Genomic DNA, 24,220 nt, shown 5'->3' with positions numbered 1-24,220 from the left:
GGGGCGGGTCTGCACCCCGGGCGACCGCGCGTGTCAACATGATCCCCGGGTGCGCCGCAGCGCGCCACCATCACCGCCTTCCAGGAGTACGCGTGCCCGAAACAGGCCCGACCGTCGTACTCCCCGGTCGCCCGCTCACCAGCGGGGAACTGCTCGACTCCGCAGTGCTGCTGCTGCGCGGCCAGGCGGCGGTCCTGCTGCCCCTCGCCGCAGTGCTGGCCGCGGGCGAACAACTCCTGCTGCTGCCCCTACGGACCGTCGTGGGTGCCACGGGGCCGTTGTGGTGGCCGGCCGGCCTGAGCGAGTTCGGCGTCTTCTGGTTCCTGCTCGCCCTCGGCGCGGCGACCGAGGCGATGATCATCCTGCTGCTCGGCAACCCCGCCGCCCACGCCGCCGCCGGCGCGCTGGTCGGCCGCCGCCCCGCCGCCACGGACGCGTGGGGACCCGGCGGCCGCTGGGGCGCCACCGTCCTGCTCTGTCCCGCGGTCGGCGCGGTCATGCTGCTCGCGGCCCTGCTCGGCCCCGCCTGGTTCATCGGATTCGCCCTGCTGGGCGCGGTGGCACCGGCGCTCGTCGTCGACCGGGTCGCACCGGTACGCGCGATCACCCGCTCCGTCGCGCTGGCGCTGCGCCTGACCGGACGGGCCGCCGCGCTGCGGGTACTCGGATACCTCGTCTGGTGGATCATCAGGGTCGGGCTCGGTTGGGGGTTGTTCACCGGGCTGACCACACTCGATCTGGTCACCGAGGGCTGGGCCGAGGCCGTGGCGATGCTGGTCTGGGCGGCCGTGAACGCGGTCGCGTACGCCGCGCTGGCCTGCCTGGACGCGGTCGTGCATCTGGAGACCCGGATCCGCAGCGAGGGCCTGGACATCCGGCTCGCCCGTACGCCCGCCGCACCGCGCGCCACGGACCTGCTGGCGGTCGGCGGATGAGCGTCAGCCGGTGGTGGACCGAGACCACCGCAGCCCTCGGCGATCACCTGCCACTGCCGCTGGCCGCGCTGCTGCTGGTGCTGGCCACGGCGCTGACCGCAGCGGCCTGGTACACCTTCCCCGCCTGGCTGCCCCGCCGGCTTCCCCGGCCCCGCCGACGCCGCCGCGCCCCGGGCACCGCACGCGGGCCGGCGACCGTGCCGGTGACCGTCGCCCCACCGCCGTCTGCCGACCCGGTCGACTTCGAAGTGGTGGCCGACCGACTGGCCGCCGAGGGCCGCTACGGCGAGGCGGTCCGCGAGCGGTTGCGCGGCATGCTGCGCCAGCTCACCGACCGACGTGTGGTGCAGGTCCGGCCCGGCATGACCGTCGCCGAGGTGGTCACCGAGGCCGCCGCCCACCATCCACCGGCCGAACCACCGCTGGCCGCCGCCGCCACCATCTTCTCGGAGGTGTGGTACGCCCAGCGCCCGGCCACCGCCGAGCATGATCACCGGATGCGCGACCACGCCGGTCAGCTGGGCGACCTGCTCGCCGCGGCCCCGTCTGCGAAGGACGACGACCGGTGAGCGCACCCGGGCGACGCCATCGGATCATCGTTCCGGTGCTGGTCGGAGTGCTGCTGATGGCCGTCACACTTGTCACTCGTGAGATCGACCAGCCGGACCAGACGGACCGTGGCTTCCTCTCCCCGGTGGTGACCGACGACCACGGTGGCAGCCGGCTCGCCGCCAGCCTGGGTGAGCGCGGGGTGGTGGTGCAACGGGAGACCGACACGGTCCGGGCGTTGCTGGCCACCCGGTCCGCCCCGACCACCCTGTTCGTTCCGGCACCCGAACTACTGCACCCGCGCACCGTCGGCTACCTGGGTCTGTTGCCCGGAGGCACCCGGCTGGTGCTGGTGGACCCGCCCCGTCGGGTGCTCGCCGCCGCCGGGCTGCCGCTGCGCCCGGCGGGCCGGCGGTGGGCGACCCGGGCCGTGTCACCGCACGGCGTCGACAGGTCCTGCCCGCTGGCCGGGGTCGCGTCCACCGCCACCGCCGCCGTCGCCCGCCAGCGGTACGCATCGACCGGCGCTCCCGGCAGCGTCGATCTCTGCTATGCCGGCGGGCTGGCGCACCTGCCCGGAGCCGCCGAGAGCGTGGTGGTGGGTGCCAGTGACCCGTTCCGCAACGGCCGGATCGACGAATGGGACAACCTCGCCTTCGCCACCGGTCTGCTCGCCACCTCCGGCCGGGTGGTCTGGCTCGACCTGGACGGCCCGGCACCGCCGCCACCCGAGCCCAGCCCCGCACCCACCCGACCGCTGCCGGAACGCGACGACGGCATCGACGACCCCGGCGCGCCGGAGGACCTGGACAGCGGGGAGAACGGCGACCCGGCACCGGGTGGCCGTCCGGACGGTGAGGCGTCCGGCCCCGGCTCACGCGGCTCCTCCGCAGAGCCCAACCCGCTCTGGTCGGCCTTTCCGCCGTGGTTCTGGGCACTGCTGCTGCAACTCGGCCTGGCCGCGCTGCTGATCGCCATCGGCCGAGCCCGCCGCCTCGGCCCACCCACGCCGGAACCGCTGCCGGTGTCCGTATCCGCCGCCGAGACGGTCCTCGGTCGGGGCCGGCTCTACCAGCGGGCGCAGGCCCGCGAGAACACCGCCCGGGTGCTCCGGACCGCGACGCTCACCCGGCTGGCACGACGGGTGCACCTGCCCGCCGAGGCGCCGCCCGCCACGGTCGCCGCCACCGTCGCCGCCCGCACCGGCGACCGGCCCGACGCCATTCACGACCTGCTCTACGGCGACGCGCCACCAACCGACCGGGACCTGCTGGAGCTGGCCGGTGACCTGGACCGGTTGACGCGTACCGGCGGGCCGAGGCCCGGGCAGCCCGTCGCCGACCCGCCGGCCCCGCCCCGGCTGCCGAAGCCCCGATCCGAAGGAGACATCCGGTGACCCGACCCGCGACAACCGTGGACCAGCTCGCCGCCGACCCCACCCGGGCCGCGCTGCACCGGCTCCGCGCCGAGGTGGCCAAGGCGGTCGTGGGTCAGGAGGGCGTGGTCACCGGGCTGATCGTCGCTCTGCTCTGCCGTGGTCACGTGCTGCTCGAAGGCGTGCCGGGGGTCGCGAAGACGCTGCTGGTGCGTACCGTGGCCGCGGCGCTCGACCTGACCTCGCGGCGGGTGCAGTTCACCCCCGACCTGATGCCCGGCGACGTCACCGGCTCGATGGTCTTCGACGCGCGGACCGCGGCGTTCACCTTCCGGGAGGGGCCGGTCTTCACCAACCTGCTGCTCGCCGACGAGATCAACCGCACCCCACCGAAGACCCAGTCCGCACTGCTGGAGGTGATGGAGGAACGGCAGGTCACCGTCGAGGGCGAGCAACGCGTGCTGCCCGACCCGTTCATCGTCGCCGCCACTCAGAACCCGGTGGAGTACGAGGGCACCTATCCGTTGCCGGAGGCCCAGCTCGACCGGTTCCTGCTCAAACTCACCGTGCCGCTGCCCAGTCGGGACGAGGAACTGGGTGTGCTCCGGGCCCACCACGCCGGTTTCGATCCCCGGGATCTGACCGCAGCCGGCGTACGCCCGGTGGCGGACGCGGCCGACCTCGCCGCCGCGCGTGCGGCGGTGGGCGGCGTGCACGTTGCCGAACCGCTGCTCGGCTATGTCGTCGACCTCTGCCGGGCCACCCGCGCCACCCCGGCGCTGGAGTTGGGCGCCTCGCCGCGCGGTGCGACGGCCCTGCTCGGCACGGCGAAGGCGTGGGCGTGGCTGAACGGACGCGATCACGTGCTTCCCGACGACGTCAAGGCGATGGCGCGACCGACCCTGCGACACCGGCTCCGCCTGCGGCCGGAGGCCGAACTTGAGGGTGTCGGGGTGGATCCGATCCTGGACACGGTGCTGGCCACCGTGCCGACTCCGCGATGACCTGGCGGGTGGCGGCGCTGCTGGCGGCAGGGGCGTCGACCCTGCCGCTGTGGCCGGCACCCTTCGTCGGGGTGGCGGTGATGGTCGGCGTGGTCCTGCTGCTGGTCGGGCTCGACCTTGCGCTCGCCGTGCCGCTGCGGGCGCTGACCGCCGAACGGACCGGTCAGCGGTCCGTACGGCTCGGCGGCACCGCCACGGTCACCCTGTACCTACGCAACGCCTCCGGTCGGCCGCTGCGGGCCCGGGTGCGCGACGCCTGGGTGCCCTCGGCCGGGGCCCGGCCGGAGGTGCCGCCGAACCGGGTGGTGCGGGCCGCCTCCGGCGAGGTGCTCGCGCTGCCCAATCACCTCACCCCCACCCGCCGGGGTGATCGACCGGCCGTGGCCCTGACCGTCCGCTCGTTCGGGCCGCTCGGGCTGGCGTTCCGGCAGTGGGATGGCCGGCCGGGCACGCCACCGTGGACCCTACGGGTGCTGCCCCGCTTCGACTCGCGCCGGCACCTGCCGGAGCGGCTGTCGCGGCTGCGCGTCATCGACGGTACACAGGTCGGTCGGGGACGCGGACCGGGCACCGAGTTCGACGCGTTGCGGGAGTACGTGTCCGGCGACGACGTCCGGTCCATCGACTGGCGAGCCAGCGCCCGGCGGGCCGAGGTGCTGGTCCGGACCTGGCGTCCGGAGCGGGACCGGCGGCTGGTCTGCGTGCTGGACACCGGGCGCACCTCGGCGGTGCGGGTGGGCGACGAGCCGCGGTTGGATGCCTCGATCGAGGCAGCGCTGCTGCTCAGCGCGTTGGCGGCGCGGGCCGGCGATCGGGTGGACGTGCTCGCGGCGGACGCCGTGACCCGGGCCTCGCTGGGTGGCGCCGAACGGCCCGGGCAGTGGAACCGGCTGGCCCACGCGTTGGCCCCGCTGCAACCCGCGCTTGTCGAGACCGACTTCCGGCTGATCGCGGGCGAGTTGCTCCGGCGGCACCGCCCGCGCAGCCTGGTGGTGCTGCTCACCGCCCTGGAACCCGGCGCGCTCGGCGAGGGTCTGCTGCCGGTGCTGCCCCGGCTGGCCGCCCGGCACCGGGTGTTGGTGGCGGCGGCCCAGGATCCGGTGCTCGCCCAACTCACCGCCGCGCCCCCGCGACGTCCGGCGGACGCCTACGCCGCAGCCGCCGCCTGGCGCACCATCGCCGAACGCGACCGCCTCACCCAGGTGCTCACCCGCCACAACGTCACAGTGGTGGACGCCCCCGCCACCCACCTGGCCCCCGCCCTGGCCGACACCTACCTGACCCTCAAATCCCAAGCCCAGCTCTGACCCCACCCACGCCCCCGCCGACCACCCCGTTGATCATGAACTTATTGCCACCCGGGCGGCGTGTCGCGGGTAACAACTTCATGATCGACGGGGGTGTCGGTGGGGGTGCGGGGGGCAGCGGGGCGGGGGCCGAGGAGGAGGACGTAGGCGAGGAAGGCGAGCCAGGCGGTGGCGCCTAGCGCGATGCGGAGGGGCGCCGGCAGGGGGGCGGGGGTGATGAAGGCCTCGATCAGCGCTGCGACGGCGAAGAGGGCGACCAGGCCGACAGCGACCAGCACGCCGTCGCGTCCCGCCCGAGCCACCGCCTGTCCCCGGGTCAACTGCTCCGGCGGTGCGATCCACGCCCACCCGATACGCAGGCCCACCCCGGCGGCGACGAACACCCCGGTCAGCTCCAGCAGGCCGTGCGGGGTGATCAGGCCGAAGAAGACATCCGCCCGGCCGTAGGAGACCATCACCCCGCCGACCACGCCGATGTTCATCGCGTTCTGCCAGAGCAGGTAACCGACAGGCACGATCAGCACCCCCGCCGCCAGACACTTCGCCGCCAACCAGGCGTTGTGCGTCCACAGGTGGAAGGCGAACGTCGGCGCGGAGAACTCCGTGTAGTAGCCGGCGAAGCCGGACTCGACCAGGTTGGCGGCCTCGTCGTCGCCGATGAACGCCGCCGCCGTCTCTGGATTGTCCGCGACGAACCACATCAGGGTGAAGGTGAGCAGTGTGAAAGCGGTCGCCACCGCACACCACCACGGCGCCGCCCGCCAGACCGCTCCCGGCAGACCGGCCAGCAGGAATCGACGTACGGCCGACCAGGAGGGTCGGGGCCGGCCGGTGAGCCGCGCCCGCGCCCGTAGCACCACCTGGGAAAGCTCGCTGACCAGCGCCGGATCCGGCGAGCGGCTGCGCAGCACCGACAGTTGTGTGGTGGCCCGCTGATAGAGCGCGACCAGCTCGTCGACCTCGACCGGGTCGAGCCGTCGCTGATCACAGAGCTGATTCAGCCGACGCCACTGCCCGCCGTGCTCCGCGACGTACGCGTCGACATCCACCGGCCACCTCCGACGGCGCGATCATAGTGTTCACTGTCGGGGTGAGCACAGCGGCGCGAGCGTGGACCGCCCCGGGTTGGGGCGACGCCGGGCTGGTCAGCGGCGAAGCCGTCGAGCTGGACGTACGGGCCGCGCGGGTCGGCTCCCGGGCGCTCGCACTCCTGCTCGACGTGCTGGTGCAACTGGTGGCCGGGCTGCTACTCGCCACGTTGACCGGGCTGGTCCTGGCCGCCCTGCCGTACGGGGTGCTCGACGCCGCGATGGAACGCGCCCTGCTCACCGTCGGGCTCGTGCTGCTGCTGGTCGGCTATCCGGTGCTCTGCGAGCGGTTCAACGACGGCCGGACGCCGGGCAAGGCGGCGGTCGGGCTGCGAGTGGTGAGCCTCGACGGCGCCCCCGTCGGGCTCCGGCAGTCGCTGACCCGGGCGCTGGTCGGGGTCGCCGTGGAATGGCCGGGCCTGGTGCTGCCGCTGCTGTCCTGGGCGGTCGGGCTGACCGTGATGCTCAGCGACGCCCGTGGCCGGCGTCTTGGTGACCTGGCGGCGGGCACCCTGGTGGTGCACACCCGGCCGGCGACGAGGTGGCGGCCGGTGCCGGCGACGGTGCCGGAGCTGGCCGGTTGGGCGTACTCGCTGGACCTGAGCCGGCTGGACGCGAAGCTGGCGCTGGCCGTCCGGCAGTACCTGGCTCGGGCCCACGGATTCAGCGAGCCGGCACGCGGCGAGCTGGCCCGACTGCTGTGGCGGCAGGTCGCCACGGTGACCAGCCCGCCACCACCGGCCGGGCCATCGGAGGTGGCCTGTCTGGCCGCCGTCACCGCCGAGCGGCATCGGCGGGCCCGTCGTCTCCTCGCCGGTGAACGCACGCTCACCGAGGCGCTGTGGCCGCAGTTCCGGGCAACTCCCACCGAAAGTCAACCTGGGCGGTCGGCATGAGAGGTTTCGGACCCTGGCTTGCGGTGCTCGCGGTGGTGCTGCTGCTCAGCGCGCTGCGGCTGCGCACCCTGGCGGCACTGGTGTCGGTGGCCTGGCTGCTCTGGTGTGTCTGGACCTGGATCCGCCCCACCCGTCACCGCCGTTCCCGCTGACCATCGCGCACGGATGGTCGTGCGGTGGGCGGCGCGGCACCGCGCCCACCAGCTCGGGTGCCTCGCCGGCCGCCACGCCGCGACCGGAACAGCCACCTCCGGGGTCGGCCGGTGTGCTCCGGCCCCGGAGGTGACATCGATGCTCAGTAGCGGTAGTGGTCCGGCTTGAACGGGCCTTCCACGGCGACGCCGAGGTAGGCGGCCTGCTCCTTGGAGAGCGTGGTCAACTTGGCGCCGAGCGCGTCCAGGTGCAGCCGGGCGACCTTCTCGTCGAGGTGCTTGGGCAGCACGTACACGCCGATCGGGTACTCGTCGGTCTTGGTGTACAGCTCGATCTGGGCGATCGTCTGGTTGGCGAACGAGTTCGACATGACGAAGCTGGGGTGGCCGGTGGCGTTGCCCAGGTTCAGCAGCCGACCCTCGGAGAGCACGATGATCGCGTGACCGTCGTCGAACTTCCAGAGGTCGACCTGCGGCTTGATGTTCTCGCGGGTGACGTCCGAACGCTTCGCCAGGCCGGCCATGTCGATCTCGTTGTCGAAGTGGCCGATGTTGCCGACGATGGCCTGGTGCTTCATCCGGGCCATGTGCTCGTTGGTGATGACGTCGTAGCAGCCGGTCGCGGTGATGAAGATGTCCGCGGTCTCGACCACGTCGTCCAGGGTGGCGACCTGGTAGCCGTCCATTGCCGCCTGGAGCGCGCAGATCGGGTCGATCTCGGTCACCACGACCCGGGCGCCCTGGCCGCGCAGCGACTCGGCGCAGCCCTTGCCCACGTCGCCGTAGCCCATGACCACGGCCATCTTGCCGCCGATGAGCGTGTCGGTGGCCCGGTTGATGCCGTCGATCAGCGAGTGGCGGCAGCCGTACTTGTTGTCGAACTTGCTCTTGGTCACCGAGTCGTTGACGTTGATGGCCGGGAAGAGCAGCGTGCCGGCACGGTGCATCTCGTAGAGCCGGTGCACACCGGTGGTGGTCTCCTCGGTGACGCCCTTGATGCCGGCGGCGATCCGCGTCCACCGCTGGCCGCTCGCGGCCACCGAGCGGTGCAGCAGGCCCAGGATGACCGCGTACTCCTCGGAGTCGGCGGACTCGACCGGCGGCACGGCGCCGGCCTTCTCGAACTCGGCGCCCTTGTGGACGAGCAGCGTGGCGTCGCCACCGTCGTCCAGGATCATGTTCGGGCCGTTCCCGTCGGGCCAGTCGAGCACCTGCTCGGTGCACCACCAGTACTCCTCAAGGGTCTCGCCCTTCCAGGCGTACACCGGGACACCGGACGGCGCGTCGACGGTGCCCTCGGGGCCGACGACGATCGCGGCGGCGGCGTGGTCCTGGGTGGAGAAGATGTTGCAGGATGCCCAGCGGACCTGCGCGCCGAGCGCCACCAGGGTCTCGATCAGGACGGCGGTCTGGATCGTCATGTGCAGCGACCCGGTGATCCGCGCTCCCGCGAGCGGCCGCGCGGCGGCGAACTCACGCCGGATCGCCATCAGGCCGGGCATCTCGTGCTCGGCGAGGCGGATCTCCTTGCGCCCGAACTCGGCGAGCGACAGATCCGCCACCTTGTAGTCGCCCTCGGCGACAGTACGCGGCCGGACCTCGGACGACGTGCCACCGGGGGACGCCGGGAGGGTGCTGGTCATGAAAGCTCCTGTCGGACGATGGTGCTGCGCAACCTCCCACCTTACGCGCGTTGACGACGCGCGGTCGGGGCGGTTACGGACAGCGCACGGGGCGGCCGGTGTGGACGTGTGCCGTCCATCGCCGTCCGCCCCGTGCATCCCCCCGGTTTGGTTCCCCCGCGCGTTCTCGGACCATCGTCGCGATAACGCTACGCACCCTTAGAGTCACACTGAGCAAGACCGGCGTCAAGCTATTCCGGAAAAGTCGGACTTGTCGGTCGGCGCATGGCTTCATCCGAGGCTCGCCTGACTCAGAACTGACCGGTGGAGGCGATGTACGTCTCACCCGCACCGGTGACCGTGAGCGAACCGCCAGCGGCCGGTCCGACCGCGGCCCGACCGGGGCCGAGAGTCACCGGCGCAACCTCGTCGGTCACGGTGATCCGGCCGGCAGTGCAGAGCACCACCCGGGGGCCCGGCACCGGCAACGTCACCTCGCGCCGCCCGTCGCCGACGGTCACCCGGTGCAGCGCGAAGTCGTCCACCGGCACCGGCCAGGTCACCACCCCGTCGGCGACCTGGCGGGGCGCGACCACCGGCCGGTCGAGCACCTCGAAGCGGAGCACCCGCAGCAGTTCGGCGACGTCCACGTGCTTCGGGGTCAACCCGCCCCGCAGCACGTTGTCGCTGGCGGCCATCACCTCCACGCCGATGCCGCGCAGGTAGGCGTGCAGGTTCCCGGCCGGCATCCAGATCGCCTCGCCGGCGGCCAGCCGCACCCGGTTCAGCAGCAACGCCACCAACACTCCGGGATCAGCCGGGTACGCCTCGGCCAACAGCGCCACCAGGTCCGCATCCGGACCATCCGCCGCCCGGGCCACTGCCACCAGGCCGGCACGCTCCGCCGTCGGCCATTCCAGCAGCCGGCGTACGGCCTCGGCCAGCCCCGCCGTCCCGGCGGTCAACGCGTCGAGCACCGGCCGCAGCTGCGGTACGCCCAGCGCGGCGAGCGCCCGCGCCGAGGCTGCGGGGTCCCGAAAGCCGCACAGCGCCTCCATCGGCCCCAGCGCCACCAGCAGTTCCGGCTTGTGGAACGGGTCGACGTAGTTGCGGTGCCCACCGGAGCGGGCCAGCTCGGCGGCGTGACCGGCCCGCGCCTGTTCGGCGTCGGGATGGGCCTGAAGGCTCAGCGGAGCCGCCGCGGCCAACACCTTGAGCAGGAACGGCAGCCGGGGTCCGAACCGGTCGAGCACCGGGCGGCCGAGCCAACGGACGGGCTCGGCGGCGAGTACGTCGGTGAGCGCGACCCGCCCACCGTCGCGCTCGACGGCGGCCGGCGCGCCCGGATGCGCACCGAGCCAGAGCTCCGCCTCGGGTGCCGCGCTCGGCGCCGGCCGCCCCTGAAGCTCGGCGATCGCCGAGCGGGATCCCCAGGCGTAGTCCTTGATCGGCCCGTGTAGCGGTTCCACCGGTCAGCTCCCAGCAGGCCCGGAGGTGGTGGAGGACCCGGCCGGGAGCCGGTAGATGTCCGGTTCGAGATAGATGACGCGGGCGACCGGCACGGCGGCCCGGATCCGCTCCTCCACCGCGTCGATGCCCTGGGCCACCTCCTCGGCGCTCTCGCACCGCGACACCGCGATCTTCGCGGCCACCATCAACTCCTCCGGACCGAGGTACAGCGTCTTCATGTGGATGATCCGCTCCACCTCGGGTCCGGCGGTGACCGCCTGCTCTATGGCCGAGACGTCCGCCGGCTCGGCCCCCTCCCCCAGCAGCAGGCTCTTGGTCTCCACGGCCAGCACTATCGCGATGGTCACCAGCAGCAGGCCGATCATCGCGGTGCCGGCCGCGTCCCACCGGCCGTTGCCGGTGGCCAGGGTCATGCCCACCCCGAGCAGGGCGAAGACCAGGCCGACAAGTGCGCCGAAATCCTCCAGCAGCACCACCGGCAGCTCCGGCGCCTTCGACCGGCGGATGAACCTGGTCCACGACTCGCGGCCCCGGACCAGGTTCGACTCCCTGATGGCGGTACGAAAGGAGAACGACTCCATCACGATCGCCGCGAGTAGCACGGTCACCGGCACCCACTGCCAACTGGTGATGCCGTGCGGGTCGGACCACTTGTGCCACGCCTCGTAGAGCGCGAACAGGCCGCCCAGGCTGAACAGCACGATCGCGACGATGAACGCGTAGACGTAGCGCTCCCGCCCGTACCCGAACGGGTGTTGCGGGGTGGCGGCCCGCCGGGCCCGCTTGCCACCGAGCAGCAGCAGTGCCTGGTTGCCCGAGTCGGCGACCGAGTGGATGGACTCGGCGAGCATCGACGACGAGCTGGTCAACAGGAAGGCCACGAACTTGGTCACGGCGATGCCGACGTTGGCGAGCAGCGCCGCGATGATCGCCTTGCTGCCACCCTGGGTGCTCACTGGTTGGCCAGTTCCTTCATCTCGGTGATCGCCGGCACCGCCATCGGGTCCAGTCCGTGCGCCAACGCCAGGTAGATCGACGCGAAGTCCGGCACCGCCACCAGGGAGGCGAGCCGCTCCAGTGCCGAACCACCCTCGGCGGTGACCACGTCGCACCGTACGCCCCGGCGCTCGGCGAGGGTCTGCACCGCGTCCGCGCGCCGCTCCTCGACAGCGAGGGGCTCGTCGGCGTCGTCCTCGGCGTTCAGGCCACCGTCGCGCAGCAGCACCAACCGGAGTCGGGTGCCCTCACCGTCCGACTCGTCGGGATCGGCGAAGATGTCCCGCTCCCCCTCGGCCAGGCCCCCGAACACGCCGTCGAGCAGGCCGACCCGGCCGCGACCCGCCTCGCCGAGCGCACCGGTGACCACCGGGTACCGGGCGTTGGCGGACAGGGTGTCGCCGAAGCGACGCGCGGCGACCGCCGCCAGCGGAGACGAGCCCCAGACGATCGGGATCGACCCGGCCAGCCCCAGGGCGAGAGATTTCGCCGGATTGACGAACGATTCAGCGGTCGGACGACTGCGATCCGCGTCGGCGTCCAGCCGGGCCGCCGTCTCCGCCAGATCCGCCTCGTTGACCTTGACCAGGCCGAGGGCCCGGGCGGCGAGCAGGACCGGCACGGTAAGCCCCCAGAGGCTGGCCCGGGCGGGCGCCCGCCGGGGTACCGGAATGAACGGAGCACGGGCCCGCTCGGCGACCGAGTGCAGTTGCGAGTCCGCCGGACCCACCGCGACCAGCCGGGCACCCCGCCGGTGAGCGGCCTCGGCGGCACCCAGCGCCTCCGGGCTGCGGCCGGATGCGCTGACCGCGATCACCACGTCGGCCGCGCCCACCCAGCCCGGCACTCCGGCGAGGCGGTGCGCGATCACCGGTACCGGGCAGCGCGGCCCGGCGACCGTGGCCAGCACATCACCGGTACGCCCGGCGGTGCCGATACCGGCGATCACCACCGCCCGGGGACGTCCGTCGTCGGCGAGTACGGCGAGGTTCGCCTCGGCGGCCAGCGCGGCCGACTCGCGTACCTGTGCGCCCGCCGAGGCGGTGTGCCGCAGCATGCCCCCCGGATCGCGCTCGGCGAGCGCCTTTGGGTCGTCGAGCAGTCCTTCGTCGGCGTTGCGGTGCCCGCTGACGCCGGCCGTTCCGTCGATCACGATCCCTCCGCGGGGCCGCGCGCCTCGTCCAGCAGCAGCACCGGCACATCGTCGCGGACCTCGAAGATCCGGCCGCACTCGGTGCACGTCAGCGTCTGCGCCTGCGCGTCGTAGGTCAGCGGGGCATGGTGTGTGTCCGGGCAGGCGAGGATTTCCAGCAACTGCGGGTCGAGGGCCACTGCGCGGCTCCTTCCACGTGTGCGGCTTCACCGGTCGGGGGTGCCGACCGACGCGAGCGATCTTATCGGCGAACCAGGTCGAGCACCTCGTCGCGCAGTGCGGTCATCCGCTCGGCGGTCGGGGCCTCGACGTTGAGCCGCAGCAGCGGCTCGGTGTTCGAGGCGCGCAGGTTGAACCATGCCCCGTCGGCAAAGCGCAGGGTGAGACCGTCCATCTCGTCGGCCTCGGCGTCCGGGTACGCGGCACGCACCTCGGCGACCTTGGCCGCCTGGTCCGCCACCGTGGAGTTGATCTCGCCCGAGGCGACGTACCGCTCGTACTCGGCGGCGAGCGTGGACAGCGGCAGCGGCTGCTCGCCGAGCGCCGCCAGGGTGTGCATCGCCGCCAGCATGCCGGTGTCGGCGAACCAGAAGTCCCGGAAGTAGTAGTGCGCCGAGTGCTCCCCACCGAAGACCGCGTTGGTGCGCGCCATCTCCGCCTTGATGAAGGAGTGACCCACCCGGGCCACCACCGGCTCACCGCCGTGCTCCCTAATGATCTCGGGCACCGCGCTGGAGGTGATCAGGTTGTGGATCACCGTCGAGCCGGGATGCTTGGCCAACTCCCGAGCGGCCACCAACGCGGTGATCGCCGACGGGGAGACCGGCTCGCCGCGCTCGTCCACCACGAAGCAGCGGTCGGCGTCTCCGTCGAACGCCAGGCCGATGTCCGCGCCGTGCGCCACCACGGCGCGTTGCAGGTCGACCAGGTTGGCCGGATCCAGCGGGTTGGCCTCGTGGTTGGGGAACGTCCCGTCCAGCTCGAAGTACAGCGGCACGATCCGCAACGGCAGGGCTGCCAGGGCGGCGTCGCCGAGCACGCTCGGCACGGTGTGCCCGCCCATCCCGTTGCCGGCGTCGACCACCACGGTCAGCGGCCGGATGCCGGAGAGGTCCACCAGCGTGCGCAGGTGTGCCGCGTAGTCGGGCAGCAGGTCGCGCCGCTGCGTCGGCGCGGTCGGCTCGCCGATCGGCTCGTCCTTGTCGAGCAGGGCCTGCGCCCGGTCGCGGATCTCGGCCAGCCCGCTGTCCTGCCCGACCGGGCGAGCGCCGGCGTGACAGAGCTTGATGCCGTTGTACTGCGCCGGGTTGTGGCTGGCGGTGAACATCGCGCCGGGCAGCCCGAGCGCACCGGAGGCGTAGTAGACCATGTCGGTCGAGGCGAGTCCGATCTCGATGACCGGGCGGCCCTCGGCGCGTACCCCGGCTGCGAAGGCGGCGGCCAGCCCGGGACCGGAGGCCCGCATGTCGTGCCCGATCAGCACCGCCTGCCCCGGTTCACCGGCGGCGTCGAGCATCTGGGCGAAGGCGACGCCGAGGGCACCGGCGACACGCTCGTCCCACTGGTCCGGCACCGTCCCACGGACGTCGTACGCCTTCACGATCCGGGACAGATCAGACACCGATTCCACTCCTCGCCTGCGGGTCGTCAACGAACCTGAGCGTATCGGAGCGGCGGCACCCGCCCCGGCTCAGCCGCCGAGCCCGCGTCCGTACTCCGGCTCGTCACCCGTCCCGGCACCCGGCGACCGGTCCGGTCGCCCCGGCGCCCCGCCCTGAGCGGGCTCCACCGGCGGCCCGGAGGTCGGCGCGGCTGACAGGCCCGAGGCCGGCGCGGCCGGTGGACCCGACAGCGGCCTGGCCGACCCCGCGGGCGGTACGGCCGGGCCGGGGGTAGACGGTGCCGGTGGGGCGGAACTGGGCGGGACGATCCGCGCCGGCGGCACCGCCGCCCGGGCGGACGTGCCGGGTGGGCGGGTCGGTCCAGCCGGTTCACCCGGCCGGATCGCCTCGATCGGGTCGGCCGGCCGGGCACCGTACACCCCACCGGTCGGACGGGGCGCTGCGGTGCCGCCGTAGACCCGTGGCGTGCCGGCCCGGCTCGCCCCGTACGCCTGACCGGGCGGCGCCGGCGGCATGTTGCCCAGGCCGGGCGGCGATGCCGGCGCGGCATTCGGGCCCGGTGCAACCGGCACGGTGCCCGGGGCGGACGAGACCGGCGCGGCACCTTGGCCGGCGGATCGGTAGGTGGTGCCGCCCGGGTTGCGCGACGGTGGGATCGCGAACCCGTCGGTCGGTTGTCCGCGATTCTTGCGGTCTTTGCGGGAGCGGTGGATCAACACCCCGATGAGCAGTGCGCCAGCGGCGACCATGGCGATCCCGAAGTACATCACCGGCGACCCGCCGGAGGACTCACCGGCCGTCTGGGCGAGATCGTCCGTCGTCTCTGCGGCGAGCGCCACGGTGGGCGTGGCCTCGACGGTCGGTTCCTCGGCCACCTCCTCGCTGGGTGACGGTGACGGGGTGGGCGACGGGGAGGGCGACGCCGAGGCCCGCCCGCCGACCACCCGCGACGAGGCGGCGGCCCGGCCCAGCACGACACCGCGGGCCGTGGTCGCCTCACCGGTCACCACCAGTCGGCCGTTGGGGGCATCTGCGGCGAAGGCGACGCGGTACCGCATCGCCACACCCTTGCCCTTGCAGATCTCGTCCCGAGCCGGGGCGACCGGCGCGGTGGTGACCAGCCCTGCCGCGCCCGAGATGCCGACCGGCACCCAACTGCCTCCCACGTTGGCCTGCACCGCCACCTGGTCGGCTCGCACGTCGGGCAGGCTCAGACCCAGCGCGGTGCGCACCCGCACGCATCCGTTGGTGCGCTTGCGCACCTCGACGGTCACCCCCTGGACGGAACGGCCCGCGGTGAAGCTGCCCGCCGAACGCACCCGCACCCGGTCCTCGTCGGCGTGCGCGGGAGCGCCACCGAGCGCCACCAGGGCACCCAGGAACACGCATACCGTCGCGAGCCGCGCCGTGTGCCGACGTACCGACATGATCAACCACCGTTCCTCCCCCGACGGGGGAACGCCGGTCAGGCTACTACCGGGGCCTGACCTCGGCTGGCCATCGAGCACCCCGCATGTGCGCCGCGCCACGTCGCGCCGGTCATACCGAACGGTCCGGCCCCTTGCCGGGACCGAGCTCGCCGGGGCCGTCCGCGTCGCCGTCGCCACCCCCCGCACCAAGAGCCAGAGCGAGAACCACGCCGATGGCCACCCCGAAGGCGATGCCGGCGACACCATCCAGGGCCGCCATCCCGATCACCAGGCCGAGCAGGATTCCCGGCGGCCAGGCCCAGAGCCGTCGATCACGGCCCTTCCTCTCCGGAGCTGCCATTCCGCGAGGGTATTGCCCCCGGTCGAGACCCGCAGCGGGCACCGCTCGGCGCGGCAGGACGACCGCTCGCCTCACGAAGGGTAGGCTCCGCCGCACGCAGGGCCACACAACGACGTAGTCCGATAGGTTACCGGGTGTGATCGACCGCGAACAGGCCGAGCAGCTCGCCGCAGTGTGGGCCCGCCGCGACTCGCTGCGCCTGGGGCACGAGTGCCGACCGGCGGTCGTCGAGTTCGACCTCGGTTACGTCATCACCTCAACGGTGTCCACAGCGGTCAGGTCATTCTCCGGTGATCTGCCCACGACCGTGGTCGACAAACGGACCGGTGAGGTGACCACCTGGCCACGGGTCTCGCCCGACGCGGTGGCACGGCTCTACCGTCGCAGCCGGGCCACCCGCCCACCGGTCCCGCGCACTGTCGATCCGGCCGGTCAGCTGCTACGCGAGATCCGCCGGATGCCCGCACCGACCACCACCGCACGACTCACCGTCGAGGGGAGGATCTTCAGCGCCCAGGGGGCCAAGGGGGACGTGGACCTCAATCACCACCCGCTGGTCCGCGCGTACCTCGACGGTCGGCCCGTCGGTCATCTGGTGCGCGGCGGACCCCGGCACGCGGAGTTCGTCGTGGTCTCCGACGTCCTGCACGAGTACGACCACCGCCGCGCCGCCGAAGGCATCACCGCCATGAGCATGGGCGACGCGAGGGAGTTGCTGACCTCCGCCCGCATCGAGGTGTTCCAGGTCCGTGAGCCGGGCGATCCGCACGGTGGGCAAGCTGAGCGCCCCTGCGACTCCTGCCTGAACATGCTTGTGGAGTTCAACGTCCTGCCCCACGCCGAACGAGCCCACACCGAGCCCTGGTTTCCGCAACCGGCGCCGGATCCGGCGCCCGGCCGGTTTCCGTCAGAGGTGGCGCGGGCGCTGGTCGCCGCCGGTTGGCGGACCCAGACCGCCGACGCAGCCGCCGCGACCTCGGCAGGTCACCCGGCCGCCAGCAGTGCCAGCGCGCACGGGCCCGCCGCAGTCAACGCCCTTCCACGACTGTTCAGCCGGCGGCGCGGCCCCGGTGAGCAGGTGTGGATCTCCCGCTTCGACATCCATCCCCGTCAGGTCGCCCGATCCGCCGAATCGCTGCATGACTTCGCGGCGGTGCTCGGCGCCCGACTGTTCCCGATCGGCACCGAGAGCCGACACAGCATGATCGCAGCCGACGAACGGGGTCGGATCTTCGCCCTGGACCAGGCCGGTGAATGGTTCCTCGGAGTCGACATCGACGCCGCGCTCACCACATTGCTACTCGGCCGCGCCCCGGCCCGGGTACGCGACGACGGCGGCTGGTGACACCGCCGATCGTCGACCGAGCCGGCCGCGACGTCATGCGACATTGCGCCCCGCAGCTCAGCGCAGCACCTCGACGATGTTGTTGCGTACCAGGTTCTTGCCCGGCTCCCGGATCTGCTCCATGGCGGCGGAGTTCAGCAGCACGCAGCTGCCGGACGGGCCGGTGATGGTGACCGTGGTCGCCCTGTTGTTGTCCACGTTGGTCACCCGGAGCCGGGTGCCGACCGGGAAGCGGTCGCTCGTCGCGGCCGGTCCGGCGGCCTCCTCGAAGAAGGTGATCGCGCCCTGACAGGCCGACCCGGTGACCGGACGGGCCGCCGGCGGTGAGGCTGAACCTGGCCGGTCGCCGATCACGCCCGGCTGTCCCGCGCCCGGCTGCGCGGCGGCGCCGATGCGCTCGACCACGTTGTTCCGGATCACGTTCTTGCCGGGCTCGCGGACGAGTTCCATCGCGGCGGCGTTGAGCAACACGCAACTGCCCGACGGGCCGACCACGGTCACCTCGGCCGATCTGTCGTTGTCGAGGTTCGTCACCCGCAGCCGGGTACCGACCGGGAACTGGTTGCTGGTGGCCGCCGGTGCACCCGCCTCGGCCGAGAACGTGATCGATCCCGCGCAGACGCTCTGCCGATTCGGTGCGCTGTCAGCGAATCCCAGCCCGGTGCCGACCGCCACCGTCGCCGCGGCGACCACCGCCACCCCCGCCGCCAGCATGTGCTTCCGCTGCAGCTTCACCTGTTTCTCCCGTCCTCACATCTTTGTGTTCGCAGGCTGGTACGGCCAGGGAGCGCCTTCCAGTTCATCGCCGTGACACTTATCGAAACAATGCCCCGGGTGAACCAGCGACAGCACCGGTCATATCGGTCCGTATCGGGTGTGCGGCGCGCCGGTCAGCAACGCCCAGTAGCGATCCCCGTACGACCAGTGCCACCACTCGGTGGGGTAATTCACCAGGCCGACGCCGCGTAGGGCAGCAGCCATGATCTGCCGGTGCCGGCGGGCGTCGCGGCCGATCGACGACGCTGCGGTGAAACAGGCGTCGTCGCTCGCCTCCGGGGTGGCGTCCACCGCCGTGCCCATGTCCAGTTCGACGCCGTCCACGGTGCACAGGGTGAGATCCACCGCGCCACCGGTGCTGTGCGGCGCCACCTCCACCGGTGAGACGAACTTGGTCGTCTCCCGGTACAGCCGCTCCGGCGACCAGTCCGGGTGGGCGCGCCGCAACTCCTCCTGGTAGCCGGTGAAGATGTTCAGCTGCGCCTGGTAGGGCCGATACCCCTCGACGATCAGCAGGCGCAGGCCGTCGGGCAGCGCCCGCTGCGCCGCCAGCAACCGGTCCACCACCGGCTGGCGCAATCGGGCGTACGCGCCGGCCGGATCGGCCGCCCGAGAATCCAATCGCAGCTCGGGGACCTCGCGCAGGTCGACCAGCGGCTCACCGTCGTCGACACCGCGTACCGCCGCGACCCGCGGATCACAGAGGAGGATCATCGCTCGCCTCCCCCACGGGGCCGCTCCGCGTGCCAGGCGAAGGCCAGCGCGACGAGACGGTCCAGGATCTCCCGGTAGCCGATGCCGGCCGCCGCCCACACCTTCGGGTACATCGAGTGGGCGGTGAAGCCCGGCATCGTGTTCAACTCGTTGACGTACAACTCGCCGCCGGCCTCGTCGTAGAGGAAGTCGACCCGGGCCAGGCCCCAGCCACCGATCGCAGCGAACGCCCGCACCGACAGCTCCCTGATCCGCTCGGTCACCTCCCGTGACAGCGGGGCCGGGACGACCATCGGATCGCTGTCGCCGAAGTACTTCTGGCGGTAGTCGAACCAACCACCGCTGACCCGTACCTCGCCGACCGAGGACGCGTCCGGACGGGCACCGCCGAGCACCCCGCACTCCAGCTCCCGGCCGCTGACCCCCTGCTCCACCACGACCACCGTGTCGTGCCGCAGCGCCTCCTCGATCGCCGCCCCCAGGTCATCGCCCTCGGCCACCCGGGAGATACCGATCGAGGAGCCCATCCGGGCCGGCTTGACGAACAGCGGGCGACTCAGCCCCAGCACCAGCTTCTCCGGATCCTCCGTCGTCCGGTACGTGCTCGCGTCGAAGGAGACGTGCGGGGTGATCGGCACCCCCTCGGCCCGCAACGCGCGCTTCATCGCCACCTTGTCCATCCCGACGGCGGAGGCGAGGATGCCGCACCCGACGTACGGCACGCCCAGGGATTCGAGCACCCCCTGCACCACCCCGTCCTCACCGAACGGGCCGTGCAGCACCGGGAAGACCACGTCCAACTCGGCGTGCACCGCGCCGGGCGCGTCCATCCCGGTCACCACCGCCGTACCGGCACGCGGCCCGGCCCGCAGTTCCACGGCCGGCCCGATCACCGTCAGCCGGTCGTCGATGGCGCGCTCCGATGCCGTGCCAGCCAGGAACCCGGACAGCGCCGCGTCCGGAACGAGCCGCAGCCCACCAGCGCGGGTGACCCCGATGGCGACGATGCGGTAGCCGCCGCCGGCAAGCGCCCGGGCCACACCGAGCGCGGACGCGCAGGACACGTCGTGTTCCGCCGACGGACCACCGAACAGAATTCCAATGCGTACGGGTGCACTCATGCCACTGCCACCTCTTCCTCGGGTCGGGCGGCTGCCGCCAGTCGGGCGACCAGTTCCGCCTCCACGTTTCCGCCGGTCAGCACCACGCCAACCGTTCGCCGCCGTGCACCGGCGACGCCGTCCGGCAACCGCTCGGCGGCAGGCGCCCGCAGCGTGCCGACGGTGGCGAGCCGTAGCGCGCCCGCCAGGCCGGCTGCCCCCGACGGCTCGGCCAGCATCTTCAGCTCCAACAGGAGCAGCCGGAACGCCTCGGCGATCTCGTCGTCGTCCACCCGGACCACACCGCGCAGCCGGGTGCGCAGGATGGCGAAGGGCAGCTCACCCACACAGGAGGGGCGCAGTCCGTCGGCGATGGTCGGTGCGGGCCTGACCGGAACGGGCCGACCGGCCGCCAGGCTGCGGGCCAGCGAGTCACAGCCATGCGGCTCCACCCCGTACACCTCGATCGGCCGACCGGCCGCGGCCAGGCAGGCACCGGCCGCACCGCCCCCGCCACCGACCGGCAGCACGAGGGCGTCGAGTGGGGTACCGGCCCGTTCGGCTTCCTCGATCAGTTCGAGGCTGGCACTGCCCTGCCCGGCGATGACGTCCGGATGGTCGTACGCGTCGACGATCGGGTGGCCGGTCTCGTCCCGCACCCGGCGGGCCACGGCCAGCCGCTCCTCGACCGTCGTACCGGCGAGCACCACCCGCGCTCCTGCCGCGCGGGCCCGGGCCACCTTCGTCGCTGCCGCGTCGACCGGAAGTACCACCGTGGCGGCCAGTTCGAACCGCCGAGCCGCGAGCGCCACCGCCACCGCGTGGTTACCGGTGCTCTGGGCGACCACCCCGCCGTGCCCGGCCGCTGCCAGCCGGCTCACCGCGTACAGCCCGCCGCGCATCTTGTACGAGCCCCCGGCCTGAAGGTTCTCCGCCTTCAGCAGCACCCGGACACCGAGCAGCCGGTCGATGGCGGGTGCGCGTAGCACCGGGGTACGCAACACCCGGCCGGCCAGCCATCGGGCTGCCGCCGGCACGTCGATCGGAGCCGCGCCGGCTCCGGACGAATCAGTGTGGGACATGTCCTCTCCTCTGAAGTGATCAGCGAGACGCCGTTGGTGCGAGCGGTTCTGCCGCCGACGGCGTACCGGGAGGTCGGTCGCCGGGCGGCGCTGCCTTCGCCCGGCAGGTCGAACAGCCACGACGCCCGGACCGCCAGCAGCAGCCGGTGCAGGCCGAGGCTGATCGCCAGCACGGCGACGGTGAGCGAGAACGGGAAGCCGAGAGCCAACGCGAGCCGGACGGGTTCGTCCAGACCAGCGACCGGCTCGGCGATCAGTCGATGCAGCAGCGCCAGCACCGGCATGTGGAGCACATAGATCGGCAATGTCTGCCGGCCGAGGGCGGCAAGCGGCTCGCCCACCGCCGGCCGTCGGACCAGCCGGACCGCCACGGCGATGCCGAACAGCACCGCGAGGACGGAGACCAGCAACGCCACGCCGGGCAGCCGAGCGGTGCCGGTCGCCGCCACGGCAGCCAACGCGAGGGCGTACGCCGCTCCGGCCAGCAGCAATCGTCGGCCGGTGACGGCGTCGGCGAACCGAAGGACGTATCTGCGCAGGTACAGTCCGGCCAGGAAGAACACCAGGTTCTGGTACAGACCGCCCCGGTTACCGGGAGTGTCGACCAGCCCCGCCGTGGCGAGGGCACTCAGCGTGCCGGCGGCTACCAGCAGCACCGCCGGAGGAAACCGTCGCAGTGCCTTCGCCAGTACGAAGTACAGCGCCAGCGCGTACAGGTACCAGAGGTTCGAGGGGGTGACCGTCAGCTGCGCCAACAGGCCACCGAGGTCGCTCGCCCGGTCGGTCGGGAAATCCGGGGCGAGGGCCAGTACGGCAGTGTGGATCATCAGCCAGACGCCGTACAGGTAGAGGAAGCGGGCGGCCCTGGGCCGGGCGACCGACCGCCAGGGCCGCTGCACGGCGGTCGCCGCGAACATCCCGGAGATGGTGAAGAACAGCGGCATCCGCATGGGTAGCAGCAGTTCGCCGAAGGTCCCCCAGGCTCCCAGCACCGGCACGTCCAGCCGCCAGTCGATCTGGAGGTAGTCCTTGACGATCACGTGCCAGAGCAGTACCAACAGGATGCAGCCACCCTTGGCGACATCCGCCCAGGCCAACCTGGTGCCCGGCGAGACCGGCCTGGTGCCCGCACCGACGGGGGCGGACCCGCCCACGGCCGACTCGACCACGGTGTGTTCGCGGGTGGTCATGGGTCTCTCCTCTCCGTCTCTGGCACGCCGGCCAGGCGACTGGCATGCCGCTCACGTCCGCTGGCAGGCGGCCGAGGTCGCCGGCCGCCCAGTCAGGTCGCGCCCGCCGGACAGGTCACCGGCGGCCGGGTCGGTTCCCGGGCATGGCGGGAGCGCTCGTCTTTCGGGCCCGCCGGGGCCGTTTCACGGGCACGCTTCACGGGCACGCCGAAGGTCGGGGTGCCGCGGGTGCGGTCCCGTCCGTCGGGTGCTGGTTCGGATGCCGGCCGGGCGGCCGGGTCAGGGTGCGGTGGGTAGTTGGACGTCCACCCTCAACCCGCCGTACTCGGCGGGGCGGGCGGCGATCAGCCCGTCGTGGGCCTGCGTGATCGAGCGAGCGATGGCCAGGCCGAGGCCGGCACCACCGCTGTGGTTCGTCCGGTCCCGGGCCAGCCGCCGGAATGGTTCGAAGAGCCCGGCGACCGCCTCGGCCGGCACCACCTGGCCCGTGTTGACGACGGTCAGGGCCGGGTTGCGACCGACCGCGACGGTGAGGGTGCCGCCCGGCCGGTTGTACTTGATCGCGTTCTCCACGAGGTTCGTCACCAGGCGTTCCAGCAGCACCCGCTCGCCCATCACCATTCGCGGCTCCAGGTGACTGTGCACCGTCAACCCGGCCTCGGCGATCCGGTCCTGGTACGCGGCAAGCACCCCGGTGACGATCTCGTCGAGCCGCTGCGGGGTACGGGAACGCAGCCCCTGATCGCTCTCACTGAGCGCCAGCAGCCCCTCGATGAGCCGCTCGTTGCGTTCGTTGGTCTCCAGCAACTGCCCGGTCAGCAGTTCCAGCTGCTCACCGGTGAGCGAGCGGGCCATCCCGACCTCGATCAACGTCCGCTGCACCGCCAACGGCGTACGCAGTTCGTGGGAGGCGTTCGCGGCGAACCGCCGCTGTCCCTCGTAGCCGGCGGCGATGCGTTCCATCATCTCGTCGACGGACCGGGCCAGCCGGGCAAGTTCGTCGTTGCCGCGCGGCCGGAGCCGGTGACCGAGATTCTGCGGCCCGACCTGCGCGATCGGCCCGGCCAGGGCCCGCACCGGACGCAGGCACCACAGCGCGGCGGCCCAGATCCCGGCGATCGAGAGCACGAGGATGCCCAGCCCGGTGAGCGGGACGGCCAGGCCCACGAGTTCGCGTGCCGGCTGGCACACCAGACTCACGCCGGGCAGCCCGGTGTGGCAGAGCCCACTGGCACTCACCCACAGCTCGCTGAGCACCGACTTGGTCAGGCCGGGCAGGCTGTACCCGACCAGCAGGGCGAGCACGCCGACCAGCACGATGCGCCAACGCGGGGTCACTCGGCACCGCCGATGCGGTACCCGGCTCGGGGCACCGTGTGGATGACCTGAGGCTCACCGAGCTTCTTGCGCAGCGTCATCACGGTGACCCGGACAACGTTGGTGAACGGATCGGCGAACTCGTCCCACGCCTGTTCCAGCAGTTCCTCGGCGCTGACCACCCGACCCTCGGCGCGGAGCAGCACGTGCAGCACCGCGAACTCCTTCGGGCTCAGGCCGACCGGCCGCCCGTCGCGGGTGACGGTGTGCCGGGCCACGTCCAGGGCGACGCCATGCGCCTCCAGCACCGGCGGGACTGCCGGGGCGGAGCGCCGGCCCAACGCCTGCACCCGCGCAACCAGTTCGGCGAAGGCGAACGGCTTGGTCAGGTAGTCGTCGGCACCCAGCCCCAGGCCCTCCACCCGGTCCCTGATGCCGGCGGCAGCGGTGAGCAGCAGCACCCGCGTACCGGAGCCGGACGCCGCCAGGCTGCGACACACCTCGTCACCGGTATGTCCCGGCATGTCCCGGTCCAGCACCGCGACGTCGTACCGGTTCACCCCGACCCGCTCCAACGCTCCGTCACCGTCGTAGCAGACGTCCACCGCCATCGAGAGACGACGCAACCCCTCCGCGACGGTGTCCGCCAACAACCGCTCGTCGTCTGCCACCAGCACCCGCACGCTTCCGCTCCCCGTGTTCCTCGCTGTCGACCACACGCTCTCAGGCAGGAGTTAAGGGTTCTGTAAGTGCCCG

General features: G+C 72.6%; 24 protein-coding genes. 8 read left to right on the top strand and 16 right to left on the bottom strand.

The window, feature by feature from the left end:
- The first annotated feature begins 92 nt into the window (after positions 1-92).
- The 5 genes from O7601_RS11365 to O7601_RS11345 are packed head-to-tail and all read left to right on the top strand — an operon-like array spanning position 93 to position 5,170.
- On the top strand, positions 93-935 hold the full coding sequence (locus O7601_RS11365; RefSeq protein WP_281566133.1) for a hypothetical protein: 843 nt from the start codon (positions 93-95) through the stop codon (positions 933-935).
- Entirely contained in the window at positions 932-1,504 is a 573-nt protein-coding gene (locus O7601_RS11360; RefSeq protein ID WP_281566132.1) for a DUF4129 domain-containing protein, read from the top strand. The genes O7601_RS11365 and O7601_RS11360 overlap by 4 nt, the downstream gene beginning before the upstream one ends.
- Entirely contained in the window at positions 1,501-2,880 is a 1,380-nt protein-coding gene (locus O7601_RS11355; RefSeq protein WP_281566131.1) for a DUF4350 domain-containing protein, read from the top strand. The genes O7601_RS11360 and O7601_RS11355 overlap by 4 nt, the downstream gene beginning before the upstream one ends.
- Positions 2,877-3,863 carry a MoxR family ATPase gene (locus O7601_RS11350; RefSeq protein ID WP_281566130.1) on the top strand — a complete coding sequence of 329 codons (987 nt, stop codon included), beginning with the start codon at positions 2,877-2,879 and terminating at the stop codon, positions 3,861-3,863. Before O7601_RS11355 ends, O7601_RS11350 begins: the two co-directional genes overlap by 4 nt.
- Positions 3,860-5,170 carry a DUF58 domain-containing protein gene (locus tag O7601_RS11345; protein ID WP_281566129.1) on the top strand — a complete coding sequence of 437 codons (1,311 nt, stop codon included), beginning with the start codon at positions 3,860-3,862 and terminating at the stop codon, positions 5,168-5,170. Before O7601_RS11350 ends, O7601_RS11345 begins: the two co-directional genes overlap by 4 nt.
- A gap of 41 nt (positions 5,171-5,211) precedes the next feature.
- Here O7601_RS11345 and O7601_RS11340 read toward each other — a convergent pair whose 3' ends face one another.
- Positions 5,212-6,219: a stage II sporulation protein M gene (locus tag O7601_RS11340; RefSeq protein WP_281566128.1), complete on the bottom strand. Its 1,008-nt coding sequence runs from the start codon at positions 6,217-6,219 to the stop codon at positions 5,212-5,214.
- 41 nt (positions 6,220-6,260) lie between these two features.
- Here O7601_RS11340 and O7601_RS11335 point away from each other — a divergent pair, with 41 nt between their 5' ends.
- Both O7601_RS11335 and O7601_RS11330 read left to right on the top strand, forming a co-directional pair.
- Positions 6,261-7,154: an RDD family protein gene (locus O7601_RS11335; protein WP_281566127.1), complete on the top strand. Its 894-nt coding sequence runs from the start codon at positions 6,261-6,263 to the stop codon at positions 7,152-7,154.
- The gene (locus tag O7601_RS11330; RefSeq protein ID WP_281566126.1) at positions 7,151-7,306 is read left to right on the top strand and encodes a hypothetical protein; all 156 of its coding nucleotides are present in this window, start codon (positions 7,151-7,153) and stop codon (positions 7,304-7,306) included. The genes O7601_RS11335 and O7601_RS11330 overlap by 4 nt, the downstream gene beginning before the upstream one ends.
- Before the next feature lie 143 nt (positions 7,307-7,449).
- On the opposite strand, the gene ahcY is transcribed toward O7601_RS11330, so the two are convergent.
- The 8 genes from ahcY to O7601_RS11290 all read right to left on the bottom strand — a co-directional run bounded on the left by ahcY (position 7,450) and on the right by O7601_RS11290 (position 15,939).
- Complete coding sequence (ahcY, locus tag O7601_RS11325) at positions 7,450-8,949, bottom strand: adenosylhomocysteinase (RefSeq protein WP_281566125.1); 1,500 nt, start codon at positions 8,947-8,949, stop codon at positions 7,450-7,452.
- 290 nt (positions 8,950-9,239) lie between these two features.
- Positions 9,240-10,397 (bottom strand): mannose-6-phosphate isomerase, class I, encoded by a 1,158-nt coding sequence (gene manA, locus O7601_RS11320; protein WP_281566124.1) that lies wholly within the window; start codon positions 10,395-10,397, stop codon positions 9,240-9,242.
- Positions 10,398-10,400: 3 nt separating this feature from the next.
- The gene (locus tag O7601_RS11315) at positions 10,401-11,354 is read right to left on the bottom strand and encodes a cation diffusion facilitator family transporter (RefSeq protein WP_281566123.1); all 954 of its coding nucleotides are present in this window, start codon (positions 11,352-11,354) and stop codon (positions 10,401-10,403) included.
- Positions 11,351-12,547 carry an SIS domain-containing protein gene (locus O7601_RS11310; protein WP_281566122.1) on the bottom strand — a complete coding sequence of 399 codons (1,197 nt, stop codon included), beginning with the start codon at positions 12,545-12,547 and terminating at the stop codon, positions 11,351-11,353. Before O7601_RS11310 ends, O7601_RS11315 begins: the two co-directional genes overlap by 4 nt.
- The gene (locus O7601_RS11305) at positions 12,544-12,726 is read right to left on the bottom strand and encodes a Trm112 family protein (protein ID WP_203991675.1); all 183 of its coding nucleotides are present in this window, start codon (positions 12,724-12,726) and stop codon (positions 12,544-12,546) included. The genes O7601_RS11310 and O7601_RS11305 overlap by 4 nt, the downstream gene beginning before the upstream one ends.
- Positions 12,727-12,788: 62 nt before the next feature.
- Positions 12,789-14,168 carry a phosphomannomutase/phosphoglucomutase gene (locus O7601_RS11300; RefSeq protein WP_281566121.1) on the bottom strand — a complete coding sequence of 460 codons (1,380 nt, stop codon included), beginning with the start codon at positions 14,166-14,168 and terminating at the stop codon, positions 12,789-12,791.
- A gap of 69 nt (positions 14,169-14,237) precedes the next feature.
- Positions 14,238-15,596 (bottom strand): hypothetical protein, encoded by a 1,359-nt coding sequence (locus O7601_RS11295; RefSeq protein ID WP_281566120.1) that lies wholly within the window; start codon positions 15,594-15,596, stop codon positions 14,238-14,240.
- A gap of 112 nt (positions 15,597-15,708) precedes the next feature.
- Positions 15,709-15,939, bottom strand: coding sequence for a hypothetical protein (locus O7601_RS11290; RefSeq protein ID WP_281566119.1), 231 nt, complete (start codon positions 15,937-15,939; stop codon positions 15,709-15,711).
- Positions 15,940-16,075: 136 nt separating this feature from the next.
- Between O7601_RS11290 and O7601_RS11285 the strand changes: the two genes are divergently transcribed.
- Positions 16,076-17,284, top strand: coding sequence for an SUKH-3 domain-containing protein (locus O7601_RS11285; protein ID WP_281566118.1), 1,209 nt, complete (start codon positions 16,076-16,078; stop codon positions 17,282-17,284).
- A 57-nt stretch (positions 17,285-17,341) separates the two neighbouring features.
- Here the strand turns inward: O7601_RS11285 and O7601_RS11280 are convergent, their stop codons facing one another.
- The 7 genes from O7601_RS11280 to O7601_RS11250 form a co-directional block, all read right to left on the bottom strand.
- Positions 17,342-18,019 carry a hypothetical protein gene (locus O7601_RS11280; RefSeq protein ID WP_281566117.1) on the bottom strand — a complete coding sequence of 226 codons (678 nt, stop codon included), beginning with the start codon at positions 18,017-18,019 and terminating at the stop codon, positions 17,342-17,344.
- Positions 18,020-18,139: 120 nt separating this feature from the next.
- On the bottom strand, positions 18,140-18,775 hold the full coding sequence (locus tag O7601_RS11275; protein WP_281566116.1) for a M15 family metallopeptidase: 636 nt from the start codon (positions 18,773-18,775) through the stop codon (positions 18,140-18,142).
- Positions 18,772-19,896, bottom strand: coding sequence for a D-alanine--D-alanine ligase family protein (locus O7601_RS11270; RefSeq protein ID WP_281566115.1), 1,125 nt, complete (start codon positions 19,894-19,896; stop codon positions 18,772-18,774). Before O7601_RS11270 ends, O7601_RS11275 begins: the two co-directional genes overlap by 4 nt.
- On the bottom strand, positions 19,893-20,864 hold the full coding sequence (locus tag O7601_RS11265; RefSeq protein ID WP_281566114.1) for a pyridoxal-phosphate dependent enzyme: 972 nt from the start codon (positions 20,862-20,864) through the stop codon (positions 19,893-19,895). The genes O7601_RS11270 and O7601_RS11265 overlap by 4 nt, the downstream gene beginning before the upstream one ends.
- Positions 20,813-22,147, bottom strand: coding sequence for an acyltransferase (locus tag O7601_RS11260; protein WP_281566113.1), 1,335 nt, complete (start codon positions 22,145-22,147; stop codon positions 20,813-20,815). The genes O7601_RS11265 and O7601_RS11260 overlap by 52 nt, the downstream gene beginning before the upstream one ends.
- Before the next feature lie 279 nt (positions 22,148-22,426).
- Positions 22,427-23,485: an ATP-binding protein gene (locus O7601_RS11255; protein WP_281566112.1), complete on the bottom strand. Its 1,059-nt coding sequence runs from the start codon at positions 23,483-23,485 to the stop codon at positions 22,427-22,429.
- Positions 23,482-24,147, bottom strand: a complete 666-nt coding sequence (locus O7601_RS11250; RefSeq protein WP_281566111.1) for a response regulator transcription factor — start codon at positions 24,145-24,147, stop codon at positions 23,482-23,484. Before O7601_RS11250 ends, O7601_RS11255 begins: the two co-directional genes overlap by 4 nt.
- Positions 24,148-24,220 lie beyond the last annotated feature (73 nt).

The organism is Verrucosispora sp. WMMD573, assembly GCF_027497175.1.
In the GTDB taxonomy this organism is placed as follows: domain Bacteria; phylum Actinomycetota; class Actinomycetes; order Mycobacteriales; family Micromonosporaceae; genus Micromonospora.
The sequence above is the reverse complement of the archived record's forward strand: the minus strand, read 5'-3'. Positions and strand labels throughout refer to the sequence as shown.

Excerpts from the sequence above, each read along its gene's own strand:
- O7601_RS11290 (WP_281566119.1), bottom strand. The coding sequence starts at position 15,939 with ATGGCAGCTCCGGAGAGGAAGGGCCGTGATCGACGGCTCTGGGCCTGG.
- O7601_RS11275 (WP_281566116.1), bottom strand. The coding sequence starts at position 18,775 with ATGATCCTCCTCTGTGATCCGCGGGTCGCGGCGGTACGCGGTGTCGAC.
- O7601_RS11295 (WP_281566120.1), bottom strand. The coding sequence starts at position 15,596 with ATGTCGGTACGTCGGCACACGGCGCGGCTCGCGACGGTATGCGTGTTC.
- ahcY (WP_281566125.1), bottom strand. The coding sequence starts at position 8,949 with ATGACCAGCACCCTCCCGGCGTCCCCCGGTGGCACGTCGTCCGAGGTC.
- O7601_RS11270 (WP_281566115.1), bottom strand. The coding sequence starts at position 19,896 with ATGAGTGCACCCGTACGCATTGGAATTCTGTTCGGTGGTCCGTCGGCG.
- O7601_RS11360 (WP_281566132.1), top strand. The coding sequence starts at position 932 with ATGAGCGTCAGCCGGTGGTGGACCGAGACCACCGCAGCCCTCGGCGAT.
- O7601_RS11260 (WP_281566113.1), bottom strand. The coding sequence starts at position 22,147 with ATGACCACCCGCGAACACACCGTGGTCGAGTCGGCCGTGGGCGGGTCC.
- O7601_RS11345 (WP_281566129.1), top strand. The coding sequence starts at position 3,860 with ATGACCTGGCGGGTGGCGGCGCTGCTGGCGGCAGGGGCGTCGACCCTG.
- O7601_RS11330 (WP_281566126.1), top strand. The coding sequence starts at position 7,151 with ATGAGAGGTTTCGGACCCTGGCTTGCGGTGCTCGCGGTGGTGCTGCTG.